Origin of the sequence: Ancylobacter amanitiformis (assembly GCF_030814815.1) — a bacterium.
In the GTDB taxonomy this organism is placed as follows: domain Bacteria; phylum Pseudomonadota; class Alphaproteobacteria; order Rhizobiales; family Xanthobacteraceae; genus Ancylobacter; species Ancylobacter amanitiformis.
Genome location: NZ_JAUSVR010000015.1, coordinates 16,514 through 32,304 on the forward strand (window position 1 = coordinate 16,514; position 15,791 = coordinate 32,304).

Here is a 15,791-nt window from a genome sequence, read left to right on the forward strand (position 1 = left end):
AGGGGCATCAGGCCGGCCCGCCGCCCACCAGCCGCAGCGCCTTGGCGGCGGCGACCTCGCCCGAGGCGAAGGCGCCCGAAAGGGTGCCCCAGCTGTCCAGCGCGGTATATTCGCCCGCGAGGAAGATGCGGCCCTGCACCGGCTCGGTGAACAGCCGGCGCTGGGCGCCCTGGCCGGGCAGGGCGAGCGCCACCGCGCCGCGGATCAGCGGATCGGCGCTCCAGCGCGAGGCGACCACCTCGTGCACCGCCGCGGCCGCCTGCGGGCCGAACGCCGCGGCAAGGAAGGCGCGAGACAGGCGTAGCGCGGCGCCCTCGCCCTTCTGCGCGATCTCCCGCGCCGGCGCGCCGCCGAAACTCAGTACATGAAGATCCGAGCCGTTCACCCGCGCCCGCAGCAGGGCCGGCGGAGGCGCGTTGGGCGCGCCCGAGACCTTGGGCAGCACGGTCTCGTCATGCTCGAGCCGCAGCGGATTGCCCGGCAGCAGGAAGGCCACCTGTTCGAGAGTGCCGGCCGGGAAGGCGCGAAAGGCATTCACGAGACGTAGCGGCAGCGGCGGGTTGAAGCGCAGCGCTCCGCTGGCGATGACCGGAGCCGGCACGGCGAGCACGACGGCACGGGCGCGAATCTGCGTGCGCTGGCCGGCAATGCTCAGCATGTGCAGGCGCCCGGCATTGGTGATCAGCGTCACCTGCGCATGGGTCTGCACGTTCAGCCCGGCGCCCAGCGCTTCCAGCAGCGCGCCGATGCCGATCGGGCTCGTGGTATCATCCGCCGGCACGGCGCGCATGGCGAGGTCGACGGTCGACAGTTCGGCCAGACCGCGTCCCACGCCGAGCGGGCCGAGCAGCGCGGCCACGCTCGCCGACCAGTCGCCGGGCGCGGTGAGCACGGAGGCGCAGGCGACATCCTTGCCGGCGTCGCTGGCGGCGAGAATGTCCCGGCGGGCACGCCCCAGCGTGGCCAGGAAGGCGTCATACCCGCCCTCGCGCACCTCATGGCCATCCAGGAAAAGACGCCGTCCGCTCGGCAGGTTCGCCAGCGGCAGCTTGGCCGCCATGGCCGCACCCGCCAGACCTTCCGTCTCGACGCCGCGCGCGAAGCCGGAGGCGCCGAGATCGAAGACATGTCCGAAGGCCGTGTCGGTCCGCGCCCGCCCGCCGAGCTTCTCGCCGGCCTCCAGCAGCACATAGCTGCGCCCGGCGCTCGCAAGGGCGCGCGCGGCGGCGATGCCGGCCGCGCCGCCGCCGACAATGGCGACGTCGACATCGCTCGCGCCCGCCTGGGCGTGAGCCGCGCGAAAGGCTGGCAGCGCGAGGAGCGCCGCGCCCCCGGCCGCGATCAGCCGGCGGCGGGTCAGCCCGCGCGAAAGCCGCGTCGGGCCGGGGAGGGGCGGCGTGTCGTTCATGCGGGCGAACACCTCGGAGGCAGCCCGCAAAAGCTAGCACACCCGGCGGCAGGGGCGAAGACGCCGGCTAAGTGGCTGATGCGAATCATGATTTGTTCGCGTTGGAACGAATCGGGACTCGCTCGGCGAATCGGGAAAGGCAAGCGCCGAATGTTTTTCGCGGAATTTCTTCGCGCGCAGGGAACCTTTCGGCCCCCCAAGCGTCGTGCTCAACCGTGTGTCTGTTTTGCGGACAGTGCGTATCCGTGCTTATATGGAATTGTTCGAAACTCGAATCAGCATGCTGCAAGACGCACAACGTGCCTTCGTCCTGACCTTCTCCCGCGAGTATCGGCGCGTGCTGCTGCTCTCGGTCGGGCTTGCGGTCGGGCTGCTCATCGCGCTCGCCATCGGGGCGCATTATGCGCTGACCAGCTTTGTCGCGCTCGATCTGCGATGGGCGCAGCTCACGCTGGACATTCTGGGCGCGCTCGGCATCGCGGTCGGGGCGATCTTTCTGGTGCCGCCGGTCACGACGCTGGTCGCCGGCTTCTTCCTCGATGACGTCGCGGAGCGGGTCGAGGCGACCGAGTTCGCCGACCAGAGCGTGGGAAGGGCGATTCCGTTCGGCCGCTCGCTGCTGCTCTCGCTGCGCTTCTTCGGCGTCGCCATCGCGGTCAACCTCGTCGCCCTGCTGCTGCTGCTGGTGCCGGGCGTGAACATCATCGTGTTCTACGTGGCCAATGGCTATCTGCTCGGGCGCGAGTATTTCTCGCTCGCGGCGATGCGCTATCGTGACGAGGACCAGGTGGCGCTGGTGCGCCGGCATCATGCGCTGCCCATCTTCTTCGGCGGGCTCATCATCGCCGTGCTGGTCTCGATCCCGATCCTCAACCTCATCACCCCGGTCTTCGCCACCATCTTCATGGTGCGGCTGCACAAGCGGCTCACCCGCTCGCGCTCCTATGCTAAGCGGGGGATTTCTGCGGCCAGCGGCACAGGTCTGAAATAAGGCAGCGCGGGCAGTCCGGCTTCAGCGCCTTGCAGACATAGCGCCCGTGCAGGATCAGCCAGTGGTGGGCGTGGAGCTTGAAGCGGTCGGGTATCTCCCGCTCCAGCCCGAGTTCCACCTCAAGCGGCGTGCGGCCCGGCGCGAGGCCGGTGCGGTTCGCCACGCGGAACAGATGGGTGTCGACGGCGATGGTCGGCAGCTGGAAGGCGATGTTGAGCACCACATTGGCGGTCTTGCGGCCGACGCCGGGCAGCGCTTCCAGCGCCGCGCGGTCGGCCGGGACAGTGCCGCCATGCTCGGCGATGAGCCGGCGCGAGAGTTCGACGACGTTCCTGGCCTTGCCGCGATACAGGCCGAGCGTGCGGATGTGCTGCGCCACGCCCTCCTCGCCGAGCGCGACCATCGCCTGAGGCGTGGGAGCGGCCGCGAACAGCGTGCGCGTCGCCCTGTTCACGCCGATATCGGTCGCCTGCGCGGAAAGCACCACCGCGACCAGCAGCGTGTAGGGGTCGACATAGTCGAGCTCGCCCTTTGGCGCGGGATCGGCCGCCGCGAAGCGGGCGAAGGCGGCCTCGACCTCGGCCGGGGTCCACGGCCTGAAGCTGCCGCTGACCGCCGCCGCCGCGGCATTGGCCACCGCGCGCCGGCGCGCCGGGCGAGGCGCCGCGGGCTCGGGAAGCGCTGCCGGCGCCGGCGCCACGCGTTTTGCGGGCGTCGCTTTGCTGGAATTCGCTGTCCTGGCGGCCTTGCTCGCGGTTCCGGCCTTGCTCGCGGTTACGGCCTTGACGGCGGTAGCCGTGCCGGGCCCCGCCGGCCGCACGGCGGCCTTACCCGTATCGTGGTCGGCCGCCGCTCCCTGGGAAGCCGAGCCGCCCGCGCCGCGCCGCCGCGCCGAATCCTTGTCCGCATTCGCCATTTTCGACCTATAATGCCGCTTCATGAGCGCTGCCAATACCGATCCCAATTCCGATCCCATGACAGGCAACCCGGCGTCCGACGACGAGCCGACGCTGTTCTCGGCGCGGCTGACGCCCTATCGCTCGCTCGACCAGCGCGGCTTTCTCATCGTCATGATCATCGTGGTGGCGATCAGCTTCGTCTGCGGCACCGCCTTCCTGCTGATGGGGGCGTGGCCGGTGTTCGGGCTGTTCGGGCTCGACGTGCTGGCGATCTGGTGGGCCTTCCGCATCAATTTTCGACAGGCCCGCGCGGTGGAGGAGATCACCGTCACGCCCAGCCTCATCCGGGTGCGGCAGGTGGAAGCCGATGGCGCGGCGCGCGAGGCGCGGATGAACCCGCTCTGGACCCGCCTCGACAAGGAATTGCACGAGGATTACGGCGTGCAGAAGCTCACGCTGTTCTCGCGCGGGGTGCCGGTCGTGGTGGGTGCGTTCCTGCACACGGCACAGCGCGAGGAGCTTGCGCTGGAACTGTCCTTGGCGCTGAGCACGGCCAAGCGGGGGGTATCGCGCTCCGCGCCGTGAGGATGGCGGCGCGCGTGCGTCGAAATCGGGTGGCCCCGGCCGGCACGGCATGGTCGGATGGGGCAATCAGGAGGAGAACAACCGTGCTCGCGCCCAATCTCGACGCCGCCCAGCCGCTGGAGATCGCTGCCGCCGATTACGAGATCGTGCGCCGGGCGGTGGAATACGTGAATCTGCGCTTCCGCGACCAGCCGGAGGTGGAGGAGATCGCCCGCGCCGCAGGCGTGCCTCCGCGCGCGCTGACCGAGCTGTTCCGCCGCTGGTGCGGCCTCACGCCGAAGGATTTCCTGCAGGCGGTGACGATCGACGCCGCCCGCCGGGTGCTGTCGCAGTCCGACAATGTGCTCGACGCCGCCTATGAGCTTGGTCTGTCCGGTCCCGGCCGGCTGCACGACCTGTTCGTCGTGCATGAGAGCATGTCGCCCGGCGAATGGAAGACCGGCGGCGCCGGCCTGGTCATCCGCTACGGCTTCCATGCCTCGCAGTTCGGCAAGGCGCTGGCCATGGTCGCGCCGCGCGGCCTGTGCGGTCTCGCCTTCGCCGACGAGGGCGAGGAGGAGCCGGCGCTGGCCGACATGCGCCGGCGCTGGCCGAACGCCATCTATATCGAGGATCCGTTGGCGACGGCGCCCTACGCGGCGCGCATCTTCGACGCCCGCGCCTGGAGCGCCAATGATCCGCTGCGCATCGTGTTCATCGGCACGGATTTCGAGGTGCAGGTATGGGAGACGCTGATGCGCATTCCCATGGGCAAGGCGACCACCTATTCCAGCATCGCCGGCTGTGTCGAGCGGCCCAAGGCGGCGCGCGCGGTGGGCGCGGCGGTCGGCAAGAATCCGATCTCCTTCGTCGTGCCGTGCCATCGCGTGATCGGCAAGAATGGCGACCTCACCGGCTATCACTGGGGGCTCACCCGCAAGCGGGCGATACTGGGCTGGGAGGCCGGCCGGCTGTGCAAGGCGTGGGGCGGGCTTTAGAGCGTCCTCAAACGCACTGGATTCCGGTTCGCGTGATGAATTCGCGCCAAGCCAAGAACCCGGAGCATTCCGGTGAACTGGAATGCTCCGGGCGCCCACGCCGTCCGCTCAGTGCACCACTGAATTCGAGAACAGGTTGATCACCAGCACGCCGGCAACAATGAGGCCGAGGCCGATCAGGGCCGGCGTGTCGAGCTTCTGGCCATAGAAGATCCACGCCACCGCGGTGATCAGCACGATGCCCAGGCCTGCCCACACCGCATAGGCGATGCCGGTCGGAATGGTGCGCAGCACGATGGACAGGCACCAGAAGGCGATGACATAGCCCACCAAGGTGATGAGGCTCGGCCCCAGCTTGGTGAGCCCATCCGAGCGCGACATGGCGGTGGTGCCGACAACTTCGGCGGCGATGGCGATCAGAAGCACGATATAGGTAGCGAACAAACTCACGGGCAGCCCCTCCGGCGGTAACGCTCACGCCTTGCCCCTTGTCGAGACATCGGCCGATCGACAAGACAACCCCGCCAAGGCGATGAGGGCCATCCGCCCGTCCGGGCCGTTACCCGGACGGGTCACGCCCCCATGCCTGTCCGCTGACAGAGCGTTCGCGGGACGGGCATGAGGCTTCGTGGCGGCGTGCTCTCATGGCACGGATCGGTTTCCGGCTCGCTGGGCAACCCCGTCAACCCGCGAGGTCGACCACGCTCTCCACCGTGGAATCGGCCTTCAGCCGGTAGATCACCGGCACGCCGGTGGCGAGTTCGCGCTTCATGATGCTCTCGGGGCTATGCCTCTCCAGCACCATGATCAGCGCGCGCAGCGAATTGCCGTGCGCGGCGACCAGCACGCGGTTGCCCTGCAGCACCTTGGGCAGGATCTCGGTGACGTAATAGGGCAGGGCGCGGGCGACCGTGTCCTTGAGGCTCTCGCCGCCGGGTGGGGGCACGTCATAGGAGCGACGCCAGACATGCACCTGCTCCTCGCCCCATTTGACGCGGGCATCGTCCTTGTTCAGGCCGGCGAGGTCGCCATAGTCGCGCTCGTTGAGCGCCTGGTCGCGGATGATGGGCAGGCCGGTCTGGCCGAGTTCGCCGAGCGCGAGGTCGAGCGTGCGCTGCGCCCGCGAGAGCGCCGAGGTGAAGGCGATGTCGAACTGGTAGCCATCCGCCTTCAGCCGCTGGCCGGCCTTCAGCGCCTCCTCGACGCCCAGCGGCGTGAGGTCGGGGTCGCGCCAGCCGGTGAACAGGTTCTTCAGGTTCCACTCGCTCTGGCCGTGGCGGACGAGGACGAGAAGGCGTTCGGTCATCGTGTCGGTCTCCTGCAGGGCGGGCGGTTGGTGGCGAAGGGTCCGTGTCAGATGTCGCTGAGGCCGAGCACGTCGGCCATGGAATACAGTCCCGGCTTGCGCCCGCGCGCCCAGCGCGCGGCGGCGATGGCGCCGCGGGCGAAGATACCGCGGTCTTCCGCCTTGTGGGCGAGTTCGATGCGCTCGGCGGGGCCGGCGAAGATCACGTTGTGTTCGCCCACCACCGTGCCGCCGCGCAGCGTGGCGAAGCCGATATCGCCGGGGCGGCGGGCGCCGGTGTGGCCGTGGCGCGTGAAGACGCCCTGCGTGTCGAGGTCGACGCCGCGTCCCTCCGCCGCCGCGCGCCCCAGCAGCAGCGCGGTACCCGAGGGCGCGTCGATCTTGGCGCGGTGGTGCATTTCCACCACTTCGATGTCGAAATCCTCGTCCAGCGTGCGCGCCACGCGCTTCACCAGCGCGGCGAGCAGATTGACGCCGAGGCTCATATTGCCGGACTTGACGATCGGAGCGTGCCGCGCCGCCGCGTCGATCTTCGCCTCATCTTCCGCAGTGAGGCCGGTCGTGCCGATCACATGGGCGATACGGGCCTGCGCGGCCAGCGCGGCATAGGCGATGCTGGCCTGCGGAATGGTGAAGTCGATCACCCCCTCGGCGGCGGCGAAGGCGGTGAGCGCGTCCTCGCTCACCGGCACACCGAAGGCCGGCAGGCCGACCAGTTCGCCGACATCGCGGCCGATCGTGTCGGCGCCGGCGGTATCGATCGCGGCCGACAGCACGAGGTCGGGCGCTTCCGCGATGGCCCGGATGACGGTGCGGCCCATACGGCCCCCCGCACCCACGACAACGAGCCGCATCTGCGTCATGTCCGTGATCTCTCTCCGCTCCCAACGGCGTATAGCGGCGTTCCGGTGTCACGAAAAGTGCTTGATCGTTGCTCATTCTGCGCGATGATCTGCCCATGGCTTGACGTCAGGCGTTGGCGCCTGTACAGGTCGCGCAACTTTTTGAAGGAGCGGCGCCGCAATGCGCAATAAAATTACCCTTATCGTAGGATGGCGCGTCGCCGCGGAGCTTGCCTGAGGGCTGCTCCGCCAAACGGTGACGCGCGAAATTGGCCCCTTACGGGGCCTTTTGATTTTCTGGACCCCCGCAACGGCCAAGACCGAATAAAGCTCAGAGGAACACGACCATGATGCGCGAGATGACCGGCGCCGAAATGGTGATGCAGGCGCTGATCGATCAGGGCGTCGAACACATGTTCGGCTATCCCGGCGGCGCCGTGCTGCCGATCTATGACGCCATGTTCCACCAGAACCAGGTTCGTCACGTTCTCGTGCGCCACGAGCAGGGCGCGGTGCACATGGCGGAAGGCTATGCGCGCTCCTCCGGCAAGGTCGGCGTCGTGCTCGTCACCTCCGGCCCCGGCGCGACCAATGCCGTCACCGGCCTCACCGACGCGCTGCTCGATTCCATCCCGCTGGTCTGCATTACCGGCCAGGTGCCGACGCACCTGATCGGCACGGATGCCTTCCAGGAATGCGACACGGTCGGCATCACGCGGCCCTGCACCAAGCACAATTATCTGGTGCGGGACATCAACGATCTCGCCCGCGTGCTGCACGAGGCCTTCTATGTCGCGCAGAACGGCCGTCCGGGCCCGGTCGTGGTCGACATCCCCAAGGACATCCAGTTCGCGCGCGGCATGTATGTCGGCCCGGAGAACATCGAGCACAAGACCTACAAGCCGCGCCTCAAGGGCGACCCGGAGAAGATCCGCCAGGCGGTGGAACTGCTGGCCAGGGCGAAGCGGCCGGTGTTCTACACCGGCGGCGGCGTCATCAATTCCGGCCCGGAGGCGAGCCGCCTGCTGCGCGAACTCGCCCGGCTCACCGGCCATCCCGTCACGTCGACGCTGATGGGGCTGGGGGCCTATCCGGCGGCGGACAAGCAGTGGCTCGGCATGCTCGGCATGCACGGCACCTATGAAGCCAACATGGCGATGCATGATTGCGACGTCATGGTGTGCGTCGGCGCGCGCTTCGACGATCGCATCACCGGCCGGGTGGATGCCTTCTCGCCGCATTCGAAGAAGATCCATATCGACATCGATCCGTCCTCGATCAACAAGAACGTCAAGATCGACCTGCCCATCATCGGCGACGTGAAGCACGTCCTCGAGGATATGCTGACGCTCTGGCGGGCGATGAAGATCGAGCCGGACCGGCGCGCCATCGCCGACTGGTGGGTGCAGATCGAGAAGTGGCGCGCCCGCAAGTCGCTCGCCTTCACCGCGTCCGATCGCATCATCAAGCCGCAGCAGGCCATCAAGGCGCTGTACGACCAGGTGAAGGACAAGGACGTCTACATCACAACGGAAGTCGGCCAGCACCAGATGTGGGCCGCCCAGCACTTCCATTTCGAGCAGCCCAACCGCTGGATGACCTCGGGCGGCCTCGGCACCATGGGCTATGGCCTGCCCGCCGCCATCGGCGTGCAGGTGGCCCATCCGGGCAGCCTCGTCATCGACATTGCCGGCGAGGCCTCGATCCAGATGTGCCTGCAGGAACTCTCCACCGCGCTGCAGTTCAACCTGCCGGTCAAGATCTTCGTGCTGAACAACGAATATATGGGCATGGTGCGCCAGTGGCAGGACCTGCTGCATGGCGGGCGCTACTCGCATTCCTATTCGGAATCGCTGCCCGATTTCGTCAAGCTCGCCGAGGCCTATGGCGCCGTCGGCCTGCGCTGCGCGAACCCGGCCGATCTCGACGCCACCATCGCCGAGATGATCAATGTGGACCGTCCCGTGCTGTTCGATTGCCTGGTCGACAAGACCGAGAACGTGCTGCCGATGATCCCCTCGGGCAAGCCGCATAACGAGATGATCATGCCCGATCATCCCGAGGCGCTGGACGAGGCGATTTCCGAGGAAGGCAAGATGCTGGTGTGAGGCACCTTAACCTCTCCCCATCGGGGAGAGGTCGACCGCGCAGCGGTCGGGTGAGGGGCGATGCGCCAGTGACCCCTCGCCCCACCCCTCTCCCCCGAAGCCGGATATTCCAGCTTCGGCCCTGAGCAACCGAACGCGGCAACAGCCGGGTTCGGGCGGGGAGAGGGGATCTGGCGTGCCGAGACCCAGCCTTCAGAGTGACCCATGCCCCCCATCCAAGAGCCTGCCGAACGCCATACCCTCTCGCTGCTGGTCGACAACGAGCCGGGCGTTCTCGCCCGCATCGTCGGCCTGTTCTCCGGGCGGGGCTACAATATTGACAGCCTGACCGTCTCCGAGGTCAGCCACGATTCCCGGCGCTCGCGCATCACCGTGGTCACGACCGGCGCGCCGATGATCATCGAGCAGATCAAGAGCCAGCTCGACCGGCTGGTGCCGGTGCACCGCGTCGTCGATCTCACCGTGATCGGCAAGGCGGTCGAGCGCGAACTCGCGCTGATCAAGGTGCGCGGCAAGGGCGAGATCCGGCAGGAGGCGCTGCTGATCGCCGACAGCTTCCGCGCCCGCACCGTCGACACGACGCTGGAGAGCTTCGTGTTCGAGATCACCGGCAAGCCGGACAAGATCGACCAGTTCGTCTCGCTGCTGGAGCCGCTCGGCCTTGTCGAAGTGTCGCGCACCGGCGTCGCCGCCATCGGGCGCGGGCCCGACGCCATGTGAGCGCGAGGTGCGGGCCCGGCCGGGCCCGCGGGAGCGGGATTGGAAGGCGGGGCGGGGAGCGCGACGTCGTTGAGTGAACGCAGCATGGCCGCGCCGGCGATGGCCCGCGGCAAGCCCTTCTGGCTGCGGGCGGCGCCGTTCCTGTTCCTGCTGCTCTGGTCGGGCGGTTTCGCGGTCGGCAAGATCGGCATCCTGTCGACCGGGCCGTTCACCCTGCTCGCCCTGCGCTACGGGCTGGTGCTGGTGGTGCTGCTGCCGCTTCTCGCCTGGTTTCGCCCGGCGCTGCCGCGCACGCGGCGGGCCTGGCTCAACCTCGTGGTCGTGGGATTCCTCATCCAGGTGCTCTATTTCGACCTGAGCTATTTCGCCTTCCGCTACGGCATATCGGCCGGCACGCTCGCCCTCATCGCCTCGATGCAGCCGATCGTGGTCGGGCTCGCCGCCCCGCTCATCGCCGGCGAGCGGGTGAACGCCCTGCGCTGGGCCGGGCTGGTGCTTGGTCTCGGCGGGGCGGCGCTGGTGATCGTCTCGCGCGCGGCGATCGAGACGGCCTCACCCGGCGTGCTGGGGCTCGCCGTCGGCGCCCTGCTCGCCATGTCCGCCGCCGCGCTCTACGAGAAGCGGTTCGGCGTCGCCCAGCATCCGCTGGTGGCCAACAGCGTGCAATATGTCGTCGGCTTCGTCTTCACGCTGCCGCTCGCGCTGATGCTGGATGACGGGCATGTCGACTGGTCGCTGCCCTTCGTGGCGGCGCTGGCGTACCTGGTCATCGGCAATTCGCTGGTCGCCATCTCGCTCTACCTCGCCATGATCCGCGCGGGGGAAGTCTCCCGCGTGTCGGCGCTGTTCTTCCTGGTGCCGCCCTGTTCGGCGGTCATCGCCTGGCTGCTGCTGGGGGAGAGGATGCCCCCGCTCGCCTGGGCCGGCATGGCGCTGGCGGCAGGCGGCGTGGCGCTCGCTTCCGCCCAGCGGCTGCCTTGGCGCGGCGGATTGCCGTGGAAACGGCGGTGAATCGGCAGCCCCGGCTTGCAGGCCGCGCTTGCGGGGCGGCGCGACCTCCTGTAGGAGAACCGTAACGTACGGTACGGTGTTTTCAAGCCCATGGCGACGCAGCACGACTCCCAAGGCGAGGCGCTGACAGAGCGGCAGCAGGCCGTTCTCGATGCCGTTCTCGCGCTGATGGTCGAGAAGGGCGGCGACCTGACGATGACGGCGGTGGCGCGCCGGGCGAGCTGTTCGAAGGAAACGCTCTACAAATGGTTCGGCGACCGCGACGGGCTGCTGACCGCCACGGTGCGCTGGCAGGCCTCGAAGGTGCGCGCCGGCAATTATGATCGCCAGCGGCTCGACGTCTCGGCGCTGCGCGACAGCCTGGTCCGCTTCGCCGCCAACTGGCTGTCGGTCATTTCCAGCCCGACCTCCATCGCGCTGAACCGCCTTGCCATCGCGCAGGGCGGCAAGGGGGACAAGGGCGCCAGCAATCTCGGCGCCATCGTGCTGGCGAATGGGCGGTTCGCCATTGGCGAACGTCTGAGGCCGGTCTTCGAGGCCGGCCGCGAGGCCGGGCTCATCGCCTTCACGGATACCGAGACCGCGTTCCGCACCTTTATCGGCCTGGTCGGGCGGGACGTGCAGATCCGCCTGCTGCTCGGCGACACGCTCGACCTGGCCGGGCCGGAGATCGAGCGCGACGCGGCGCGCGCCACCGACCAGTTTCTCGCTCTCTACGGCACGGGAGACAATGCTCCCCGCCGCCCCACGATCCACGCGTGACATAAGGAGACACCCATGCGCGTTTATTACGATCGCGACGCCGACCTCAACCTGATCAAGGGCAAGAAGGTCGCCATCATCGGCTACGGTTCCCAGGGCCGCGCGCATGCGCTGAACCTCAAGGATTCCGGCGCCACGGAACTCGCCGTCGGCCTGAAGCCCGGCTCGGCCACCGCCAAGAAGGTCGAGGCCGACGGCCTCAAGGTGATGACCGTCGCCGAGGCCGCCAAATGGGCGGACCTGATGATGATGGCCACCCCGGACGAATTGCAGGCCGACATCTATCGCGACGAGATCGCCCCCAATATCCGCGACGGCGCGGCCATCGCCTTCGCCCACGGCCTCAACGTGCATTTCGGCCTGATCGAGCCGAAGTCGACCGTCGACGTGCTGATGATCGCGCCCAAGGGCCCCGGCCACACCGTGCGCGGCGAATATGAGAAGGGCGGCGGCGTGCCGTGCCTCGTGGCCGTGCATCAGGACGCCTCGGGCAACGCGCTCGACCTCGGCCTGTCCTATGCGTCGGGTGTGGGCGGCGGCCGCTCGGGCATCATCGAGACCACCTTCAAGGAAGAGTGCGAGACCGACCTGTTCGGCGAGCAGGTCGTGCTGTGCGGCGGTCTGGTGGAACTGATCCGCGCCGGCTTCGAGACGCTGGTGGAAGCCGGCTACGCGCCGGAAATGGCCTATTTCGAGTGCCTGCACGAAGTGAAGCTGATCGTCGACCTCATCTATGAGGGCGGCATCGCCAACATGAACTACTCGATTTCCAACACTGCCGAGTGGGGCGAATACGTCTCCGGCCCGCGCATCATCACCGCCGAGACCAAGGCCGAGATGAAGCGCGTGCTCACCGACATCCAGACCGGCAAGTTCACCTCGGAATGGATGCAGGAATACCGCGCCGGCGCCGCCCGCTTCAAGGGCATCCGCCGCATCAATGACAGCCACCAGATCGAGGAAGTCGGCGCCAAGCTGCGCGGCATGATGCCGTGGATCGGCAAGAACAAGCTGGTCGACAAGGCGAAGAACTGACGAATCAAACGCGTTGCAGGCTGTCAACCGGTATTTAACTGGACACTACATGTAGTGTGGCGGCCTTACCGGAGTTAAATTCTCCCTATCAGCAAACAGGTTTTGATGATGGGCGAGACGGACGACTTCGAATGGGACGATGACAAGGACGCGGCAAACCGTGCCAATCGCGGTTTGCCGCTCCTCTTTGCGGCGCTGATGTTCGACGGCCGCGAAAAGACGGAAGACATCTCCGACAAATCACCATTGGACGAGGCGCGCTTCGAAACCATGGCCGAAGTCGAGGGACGCATGTTATTCTGCGTTTGGCATTGGAGAGATGCGCGTCGTCGCCTTATCTCGCTAAGGGTCGCCAATCGGAGTGAACGGCGTGCCTACCAAGAAGCAATTGGAAGAGGCGGATCGTCTCGCAAAGGAATTTGACTGGTCGACGTTCGACGCCATGTCGGACGAGGAAATCCGTGCGCACTGGGCGTGGGACAAGGACATGACCTGGCCCACCGCGGAAGAACTCGCCGAATTCGATCTGGTGCTTCCCGCCAAGGCTCGGCGCGAGGTGGCGCGGGCCAAGGCGGCGCCGGCCGAGACGGCGAGCGACGGCACGGCCCGTGGCAAGCCGCCGAAGGAAGCAGCGGAATAGGTCACGCGCCACTCACCCGTTTCAACGCAAAAAGGCGACCCCGGGGTCGCCCTTTCCGTATCAGGCGCTGTGCCCGCGCTCACACCGCCGCGGTCAAGCCCGGCTCGCGGGCCTTCACCTGCGCGTGATAGACCACATAGACATAGACCGGGATGCCCAACTCGCCGAGATGGCGCTCGACCAGAGGCTTAACGTCGGCCCAGTCCAGCCCGCCGATGCCGGTGGCGAGGCGCGGCAAGGCGAGGCTGGTGAGGCCTTCCGCTTTGGCGTGCTGGGCGAGGGCGCGCAGCGCATGGCCGACATTTTCCAGCGTCGCCTTGCCGGGGCGGCCGGTGGCGTTCTCGGCGGGCTCCTGCGTGAGCAGGCTGACGATGCGCACCGCGTGGCCCTCCGCGCTCACGCCGCCCCACGCCCAGAGGGTGCCGGGCCGGGGGTGTTGGAGGTGGCCATAATGGCGGAAATCCTTCGCCAGCGAGGGAAAACGCTCGCGCAGCGCCAGCGCGAGGCCGGTGTCGAAATGATCGCCCGGCGCCACGCCATGGGCGATGGCCTCGGCGCCGCTCAGCAGGATGTCGCCCTCGACCTCATGAATCTTCGCCATCGGTCATTCCTCCGTCGTGAACCGTTTCTCCCGCCCTGTGTCGGCCAAGCGAGGCTTGCGGTCCTTGAGGAATCGCAAGTGGGCTCACCAGCCCAGCGCCTTCACGGCTGCCGCGCCGGGGGCCAGCAGCAGCAGCGCCCAGGCCATGGCGGAGGCGATGTTGACCATCTGGAACAGGAAATGCGGCATCGCGAACATGCCGGCAATGAGCGGCACGAAGGCCCGCAGGGGGCCGAAGAACCGGCCGAGGAACACGCTCGACGAGCCGAAGCGGTGGAAGAAGCGCTCGCCGCGCGCCATCGCCTCGGGGTGGTTGCGCAGCGGCCAGGCGCCGCGCACGCGGTCCTTGAAGGCGTGGCCGATCCAGTAGGAAATGGCGTCGCCCAAGGAGGCGCCCGCCACGGCTCCCGCCCAGACCGGCAGGAAGGGGATGCCGCCGGCCTCGATGATCGGTCCCAGCCCGATCAGCACGATCGTGGCGGGAAAGAGCAGCGACAGCACGGCGAAGGATTCGCCGAAGGCCAACCCGAAGGCGATATAGGGCGCCCAGTGGGCATGCGCCTCGACGAAGGCGAGCGCATCGCGCGCATAGGCTTCCAGTTCGATCACCGGTCCGCCCTCACAGCCGGTCGCGCAGCGCGTAATAGCTCAGCCCGGCGACCAGCAGAGGCCAGCGCATGAGCGGCCCCCCGGGGAAGGGCGGCACGGGCAGCCCGGCCAGCAGATCGAACGTGCCGAGTTGCCCGGCGATGGCCTCGCCCAGCAGCTTGCCGAAATAGGGGGCCAGCACCACGCCATGGCCGGAATAGCCGGCGGCGGTGAGCACGCGCGGGGAAAGCCGCCGCACGAAGGGCATGCGGCTCATGGTGATGCCGAGAATGCCGCCCCAGCCGTAATCGATGCGCACATCGGCGAGCTGGGGAAACACCTTCAGCATGTAGGGGCGCACGAAGGCGCCGGGATTGGGGCGCAGCCGGCGCGTATAGCTCTCGCCGCCGCCGAACAGCAGCCGCCCGTCGGACGACAGGCGGTAATAGTTGACGACGAAGCGGCTGTCCGACACCGCCGCGTCATTGGCGATGATGTCCTTCGCCCGCGCGCCCAGCGGCTCGGTCGCGGCGATGTAGTTGGCGATCGGCATCACATAGGCGTCGAGCCGTCGGTCGAGGCCGTCCTGCAGCCCGTCGCCGCATTCCAGCACCCAATCCGCCTCGACCGCGCCGGACACGGTGACGACCCGCACCTTGGCGCCTTCCTCGATGGCAAGCGCGCGCGAATGCTCGAAGATGCGCGCCCCCGCCCGGCAGGCGGCTTCCGCGAGGCCGAGCGCGAGGTTGAGCGGGTGCAGGTGGCCCCCGCCATGGTCGATCATGCCGCCGCAATAGGCATCGGTGCCGACCATTTCACGCAATTGCTCGCGCGAGAGCGGGGCGGCCTGATCGTAGCCATAGACCTCGTTCAGCTTGCGCGCATAGGCGTGGCTATGCGCGGCATAGGCTGGCTTGTGGTCGGCGATGATGAGGCCGGGGCGCAGGTCGCAGTCAATGCCATGGCGGGCGATGAGATCGTGCAGCAGCGCCTTGGCGTCCTCCGCCAGCCGCCAGAGCTTCTTGGCGTCCTCGAGCCCGACCTGCGCCTCCAGCCAGTCCTGATCGCGGCGCTGGCCGGAATGGATCTGCCCGCCATTGCGGCCCGAGGCGCCCGTGCCGACGCCCGATGCTTCCAGCAGCGCCACGTCGAAGCCGGCCTCGGCCAGATGCAGCGCGGCCGACAGTCCGGTATAGCCGCCGCCGATGATGCATACATCGGCCCGCGCCGTGCCGTTGAGCTGGGGAAAGGGCGGAAGCCTGTGCGCCGTGGCGGCGTACCAGCTGTTGGGGTGATCGGTGTCGAACGCCATCGTGGG

18 protein-coding genes are annotated in these 15,791 nt (G+C 68.0%); 10 read left to right on the top strand and 8 right to left on the bottom strand.

All coding sequences use genetic code 11. The features are described from left to right. Positions 1-7 precede the first annotated feature (7 nt). Positions 8-1,408, bottom strand: a complete 1,401-nt coding sequence (locus QOZ99_RS17725; protein WP_306891334.1) for a flavin monoamine oxidase family protein — start codon at positions 1,406-1,408, stop codon at positions 8-10. Positions 1,409-1,688: 280 nt separating this feature from the next. On the opposite strand from QOZ99_RS17725, the gene QOZ99_RS17730 reads away from it, so the two are divergent. Beyond that, on the top strand, positions 1,689-2,399 hold the full coding sequence (locus QOZ99_RS17730; RefSeq protein ID WP_306891335.1) for a sulfate transporter family protein: 711 nt from the start codon (positions 1,689-1,691) through the stop codon (positions 2,397-2,399). On the opposite strand, the gene nth is transcribed toward QOZ99_RS17730, so the two are convergent. Then, positions 2,356-3,099: an endonuclease III gene (nth, locus tag QOZ99_RS17735; RefSeq protein ID WP_306891336.1), complete on the bottom strand. Its 744-nt coding sequence runs from the start codon at positions 3,097-3,099 to the stop codon at positions 2,356-2,358. The genes QOZ99_RS17730 and nth overlap by 44 nt on opposite strands. A 238-nt stretch (positions 3,100-3,337) precedes the next feature. On the opposite strand from nth, the gene QOZ99_RS17740 reads away from it, so the two are divergent. Further along, a complete protein-coding gene (locus QOZ99_RS17740; RefSeq protein WP_306891337.1) occupies positions 3,338-3,883 on the top strand; it encodes a DUF2244 domain-containing protein in 546 nt (181 codons plus the stop codon). Positions 3,884-3,966: 83 nt separating this feature from the next. Further along, positions 3,967-4,860: a methylated-DNA--[protein]-cysteine S-methyltransferase gene (locus tag QOZ99_RS17745; protein ID WP_306891338.1), complete on the top strand. Its 894-nt coding sequence runs from the start codon at positions 3,967-3,969 to the stop codon at positions 4,858-4,860. 108 nt (positions 4,861-4,968) lie between these two features. Here the strand turns inward: QOZ99_RS17745 and QOZ99_RS17750 are convergent, their stop codons facing one another. From QOZ99_RS17750 to dapB, 3 genes are all read right to left on the bottom strand, one after another. Next, entirely contained in the window at positions 4,969-5,304 is a 336-nt protein-coding gene (locus tag QOZ99_RS17750; protein WP_370876885.1) for an SMR family transporter, read from the bottom strand. 238 nt (positions 5,305-5,542) lie between these two features. Then, a complete protein-coding gene (locus QOZ99_RS17755) occupies positions 5,543-6,166 on the bottom strand; it encodes a 2,3-bisphosphoglycerate-dependent phosphoglycerate mutase (protein WP_306891339.1) in 624 nt (207 codons plus the stop codon). 47 nt (positions 6,167-6,213) lie between these two features. Further along, positions 6,214-7,029 carry a 4-hydroxy-tetrahydrodipicolinate reductase gene (dapB, locus tag QOZ99_RS17760; RefSeq protein WP_306891340.1) on the bottom strand — a complete coding sequence of 272 codons (816 nt, stop codon included), beginning with the start codon at positions 7,027-7,029 and terminating at the stop codon, positions 6,214-6,216. Positions 7,030-7,355: 326 nt separating this feature from the next. On the opposite strand from dapB, the gene QOZ99_RS17765 reads away from it, so the two are divergent. The 7 genes from QOZ99_RS17765 to QOZ99_RS17795 all read left to right on the top strand — a co-directional run bounded on the left by QOZ99_RS17765 (position 7,356) and on the right by QOZ99_RS17795 (position 13,284). Further along, complete coding sequence (locus tag QOZ99_RS17765; protein WP_306891341.1) at positions 7,356-9,116, top strand: acetolactate synthase 3 large subunit; 1,761 nt, start codon at positions 7,356-7,358, stop codon at positions 9,114-9,116. A gap of 204 nt (positions 9,117-9,320) precedes the next feature. Beyond that, positions 9,321-9,836, top strand: coding sequence for an acetolactate synthase small subunit (ilvN, locus tag QOZ99_RS17770; RefSeq protein ID WP_183191413.1), 516 nt, complete (start codon positions 9,321-9,323; stop codon positions 9,834-9,836). A 69-nt stretch (positions 9,837-9,905) separates the two neighbouring features. Next, on the top strand, positions 9,906-10,847 hold the full coding sequence (locus QOZ99_RS17775) for a DMT family transporter (protein ID WP_306891342.1): 942 nt from the start codon (positions 9,906-9,908) through the stop codon (positions 10,845-10,847). Between the two features lie 90 nt (positions 10,848-10,937). Further along, on the top strand, positions 10,938-11,609 hold the full coding sequence (locus QOZ99_RS17780) for a TetR/AcrR family transcriptional regulator C-terminal domain-containing protein (RefSeq protein WP_306891343.1): 672 nt from the start codon (positions 10,938-10,940) through the stop codon (positions 11,607-11,609). Positions 11,610-11,624: 15 nt separating this feature from the next. After that, positions 11,625-12,644 (top strand): ketol-acid reductoisomerase, encoded by a 1,020-nt coding sequence (ilvC, locus tag QOZ99_RS17785; protein ID WP_306891344.1) that lies wholly within the window; start codon positions 11,625-11,627, stop codon positions 12,642-12,644. 105 nt (positions 12,645-12,749) lie between these two features. Continuing rightward, positions 12,750-13,067, top strand: coding sequence for a BrnT family toxin (locus QOZ99_RS17790; RefSeq protein WP_306891345.1), 318 nt, complete (start codon positions 12,750-12,752; stop codon positions 13,065-13,067). 64 nt (positions 13,068-13,131) lie between these two features. Further along, positions 13,132-13,284, top strand: a complete 153-nt coding sequence (locus QOZ99_RS17795) for a hypothetical protein (RefSeq protein ID WP_306891346.1) — start codon at positions 13,132-13,134, stop codon at positions 13,282-13,284. A gap of 79 nt (positions 13,285-13,363) precedes the next feature. On the opposite strand, the gene QOZ99_RS17800 is transcribed toward QOZ99_RS17795, so the two are convergent. From QOZ99_RS17800 to QOZ99_RS17810, 3 genes are all read right to left on the bottom strand, one after another. Further along, positions 13,364-13,885 carry a macro domain-containing protein gene (locus tag QOZ99_RS17800; RefSeq protein WP_306891347.1) on the bottom strand — a complete coding sequence of 174 codons (522 nt, stop codon included), beginning with the start codon at positions 13,883-13,885 and terminating at the stop codon, positions 13,364-13,366. Between the two features lie 84 nt (positions 13,886-13,969). Next, positions 13,970-14,494, bottom strand: a complete 525-nt coding sequence (locus QOZ99_RS17805) for a DedA family protein (RefSeq protein WP_306891348.1) — start codon at positions 14,492-14,494, stop codon at positions 13,970-13,972. Between the two features lie 10 nt (positions 14,495-14,504). After that, positions 14,505-15,785 (bottom strand): NAD(P)/FAD-dependent oxidoreductase, encoded by a 1,281-nt coding sequence (locus QOZ99_RS17810; protein ID WP_306891349.1) that lies wholly within the window; start codon positions 15,783-15,785, stop codon positions 14,505-14,507. Positions 15,786-15,791 lie beyond the last annotated feature (6 nt).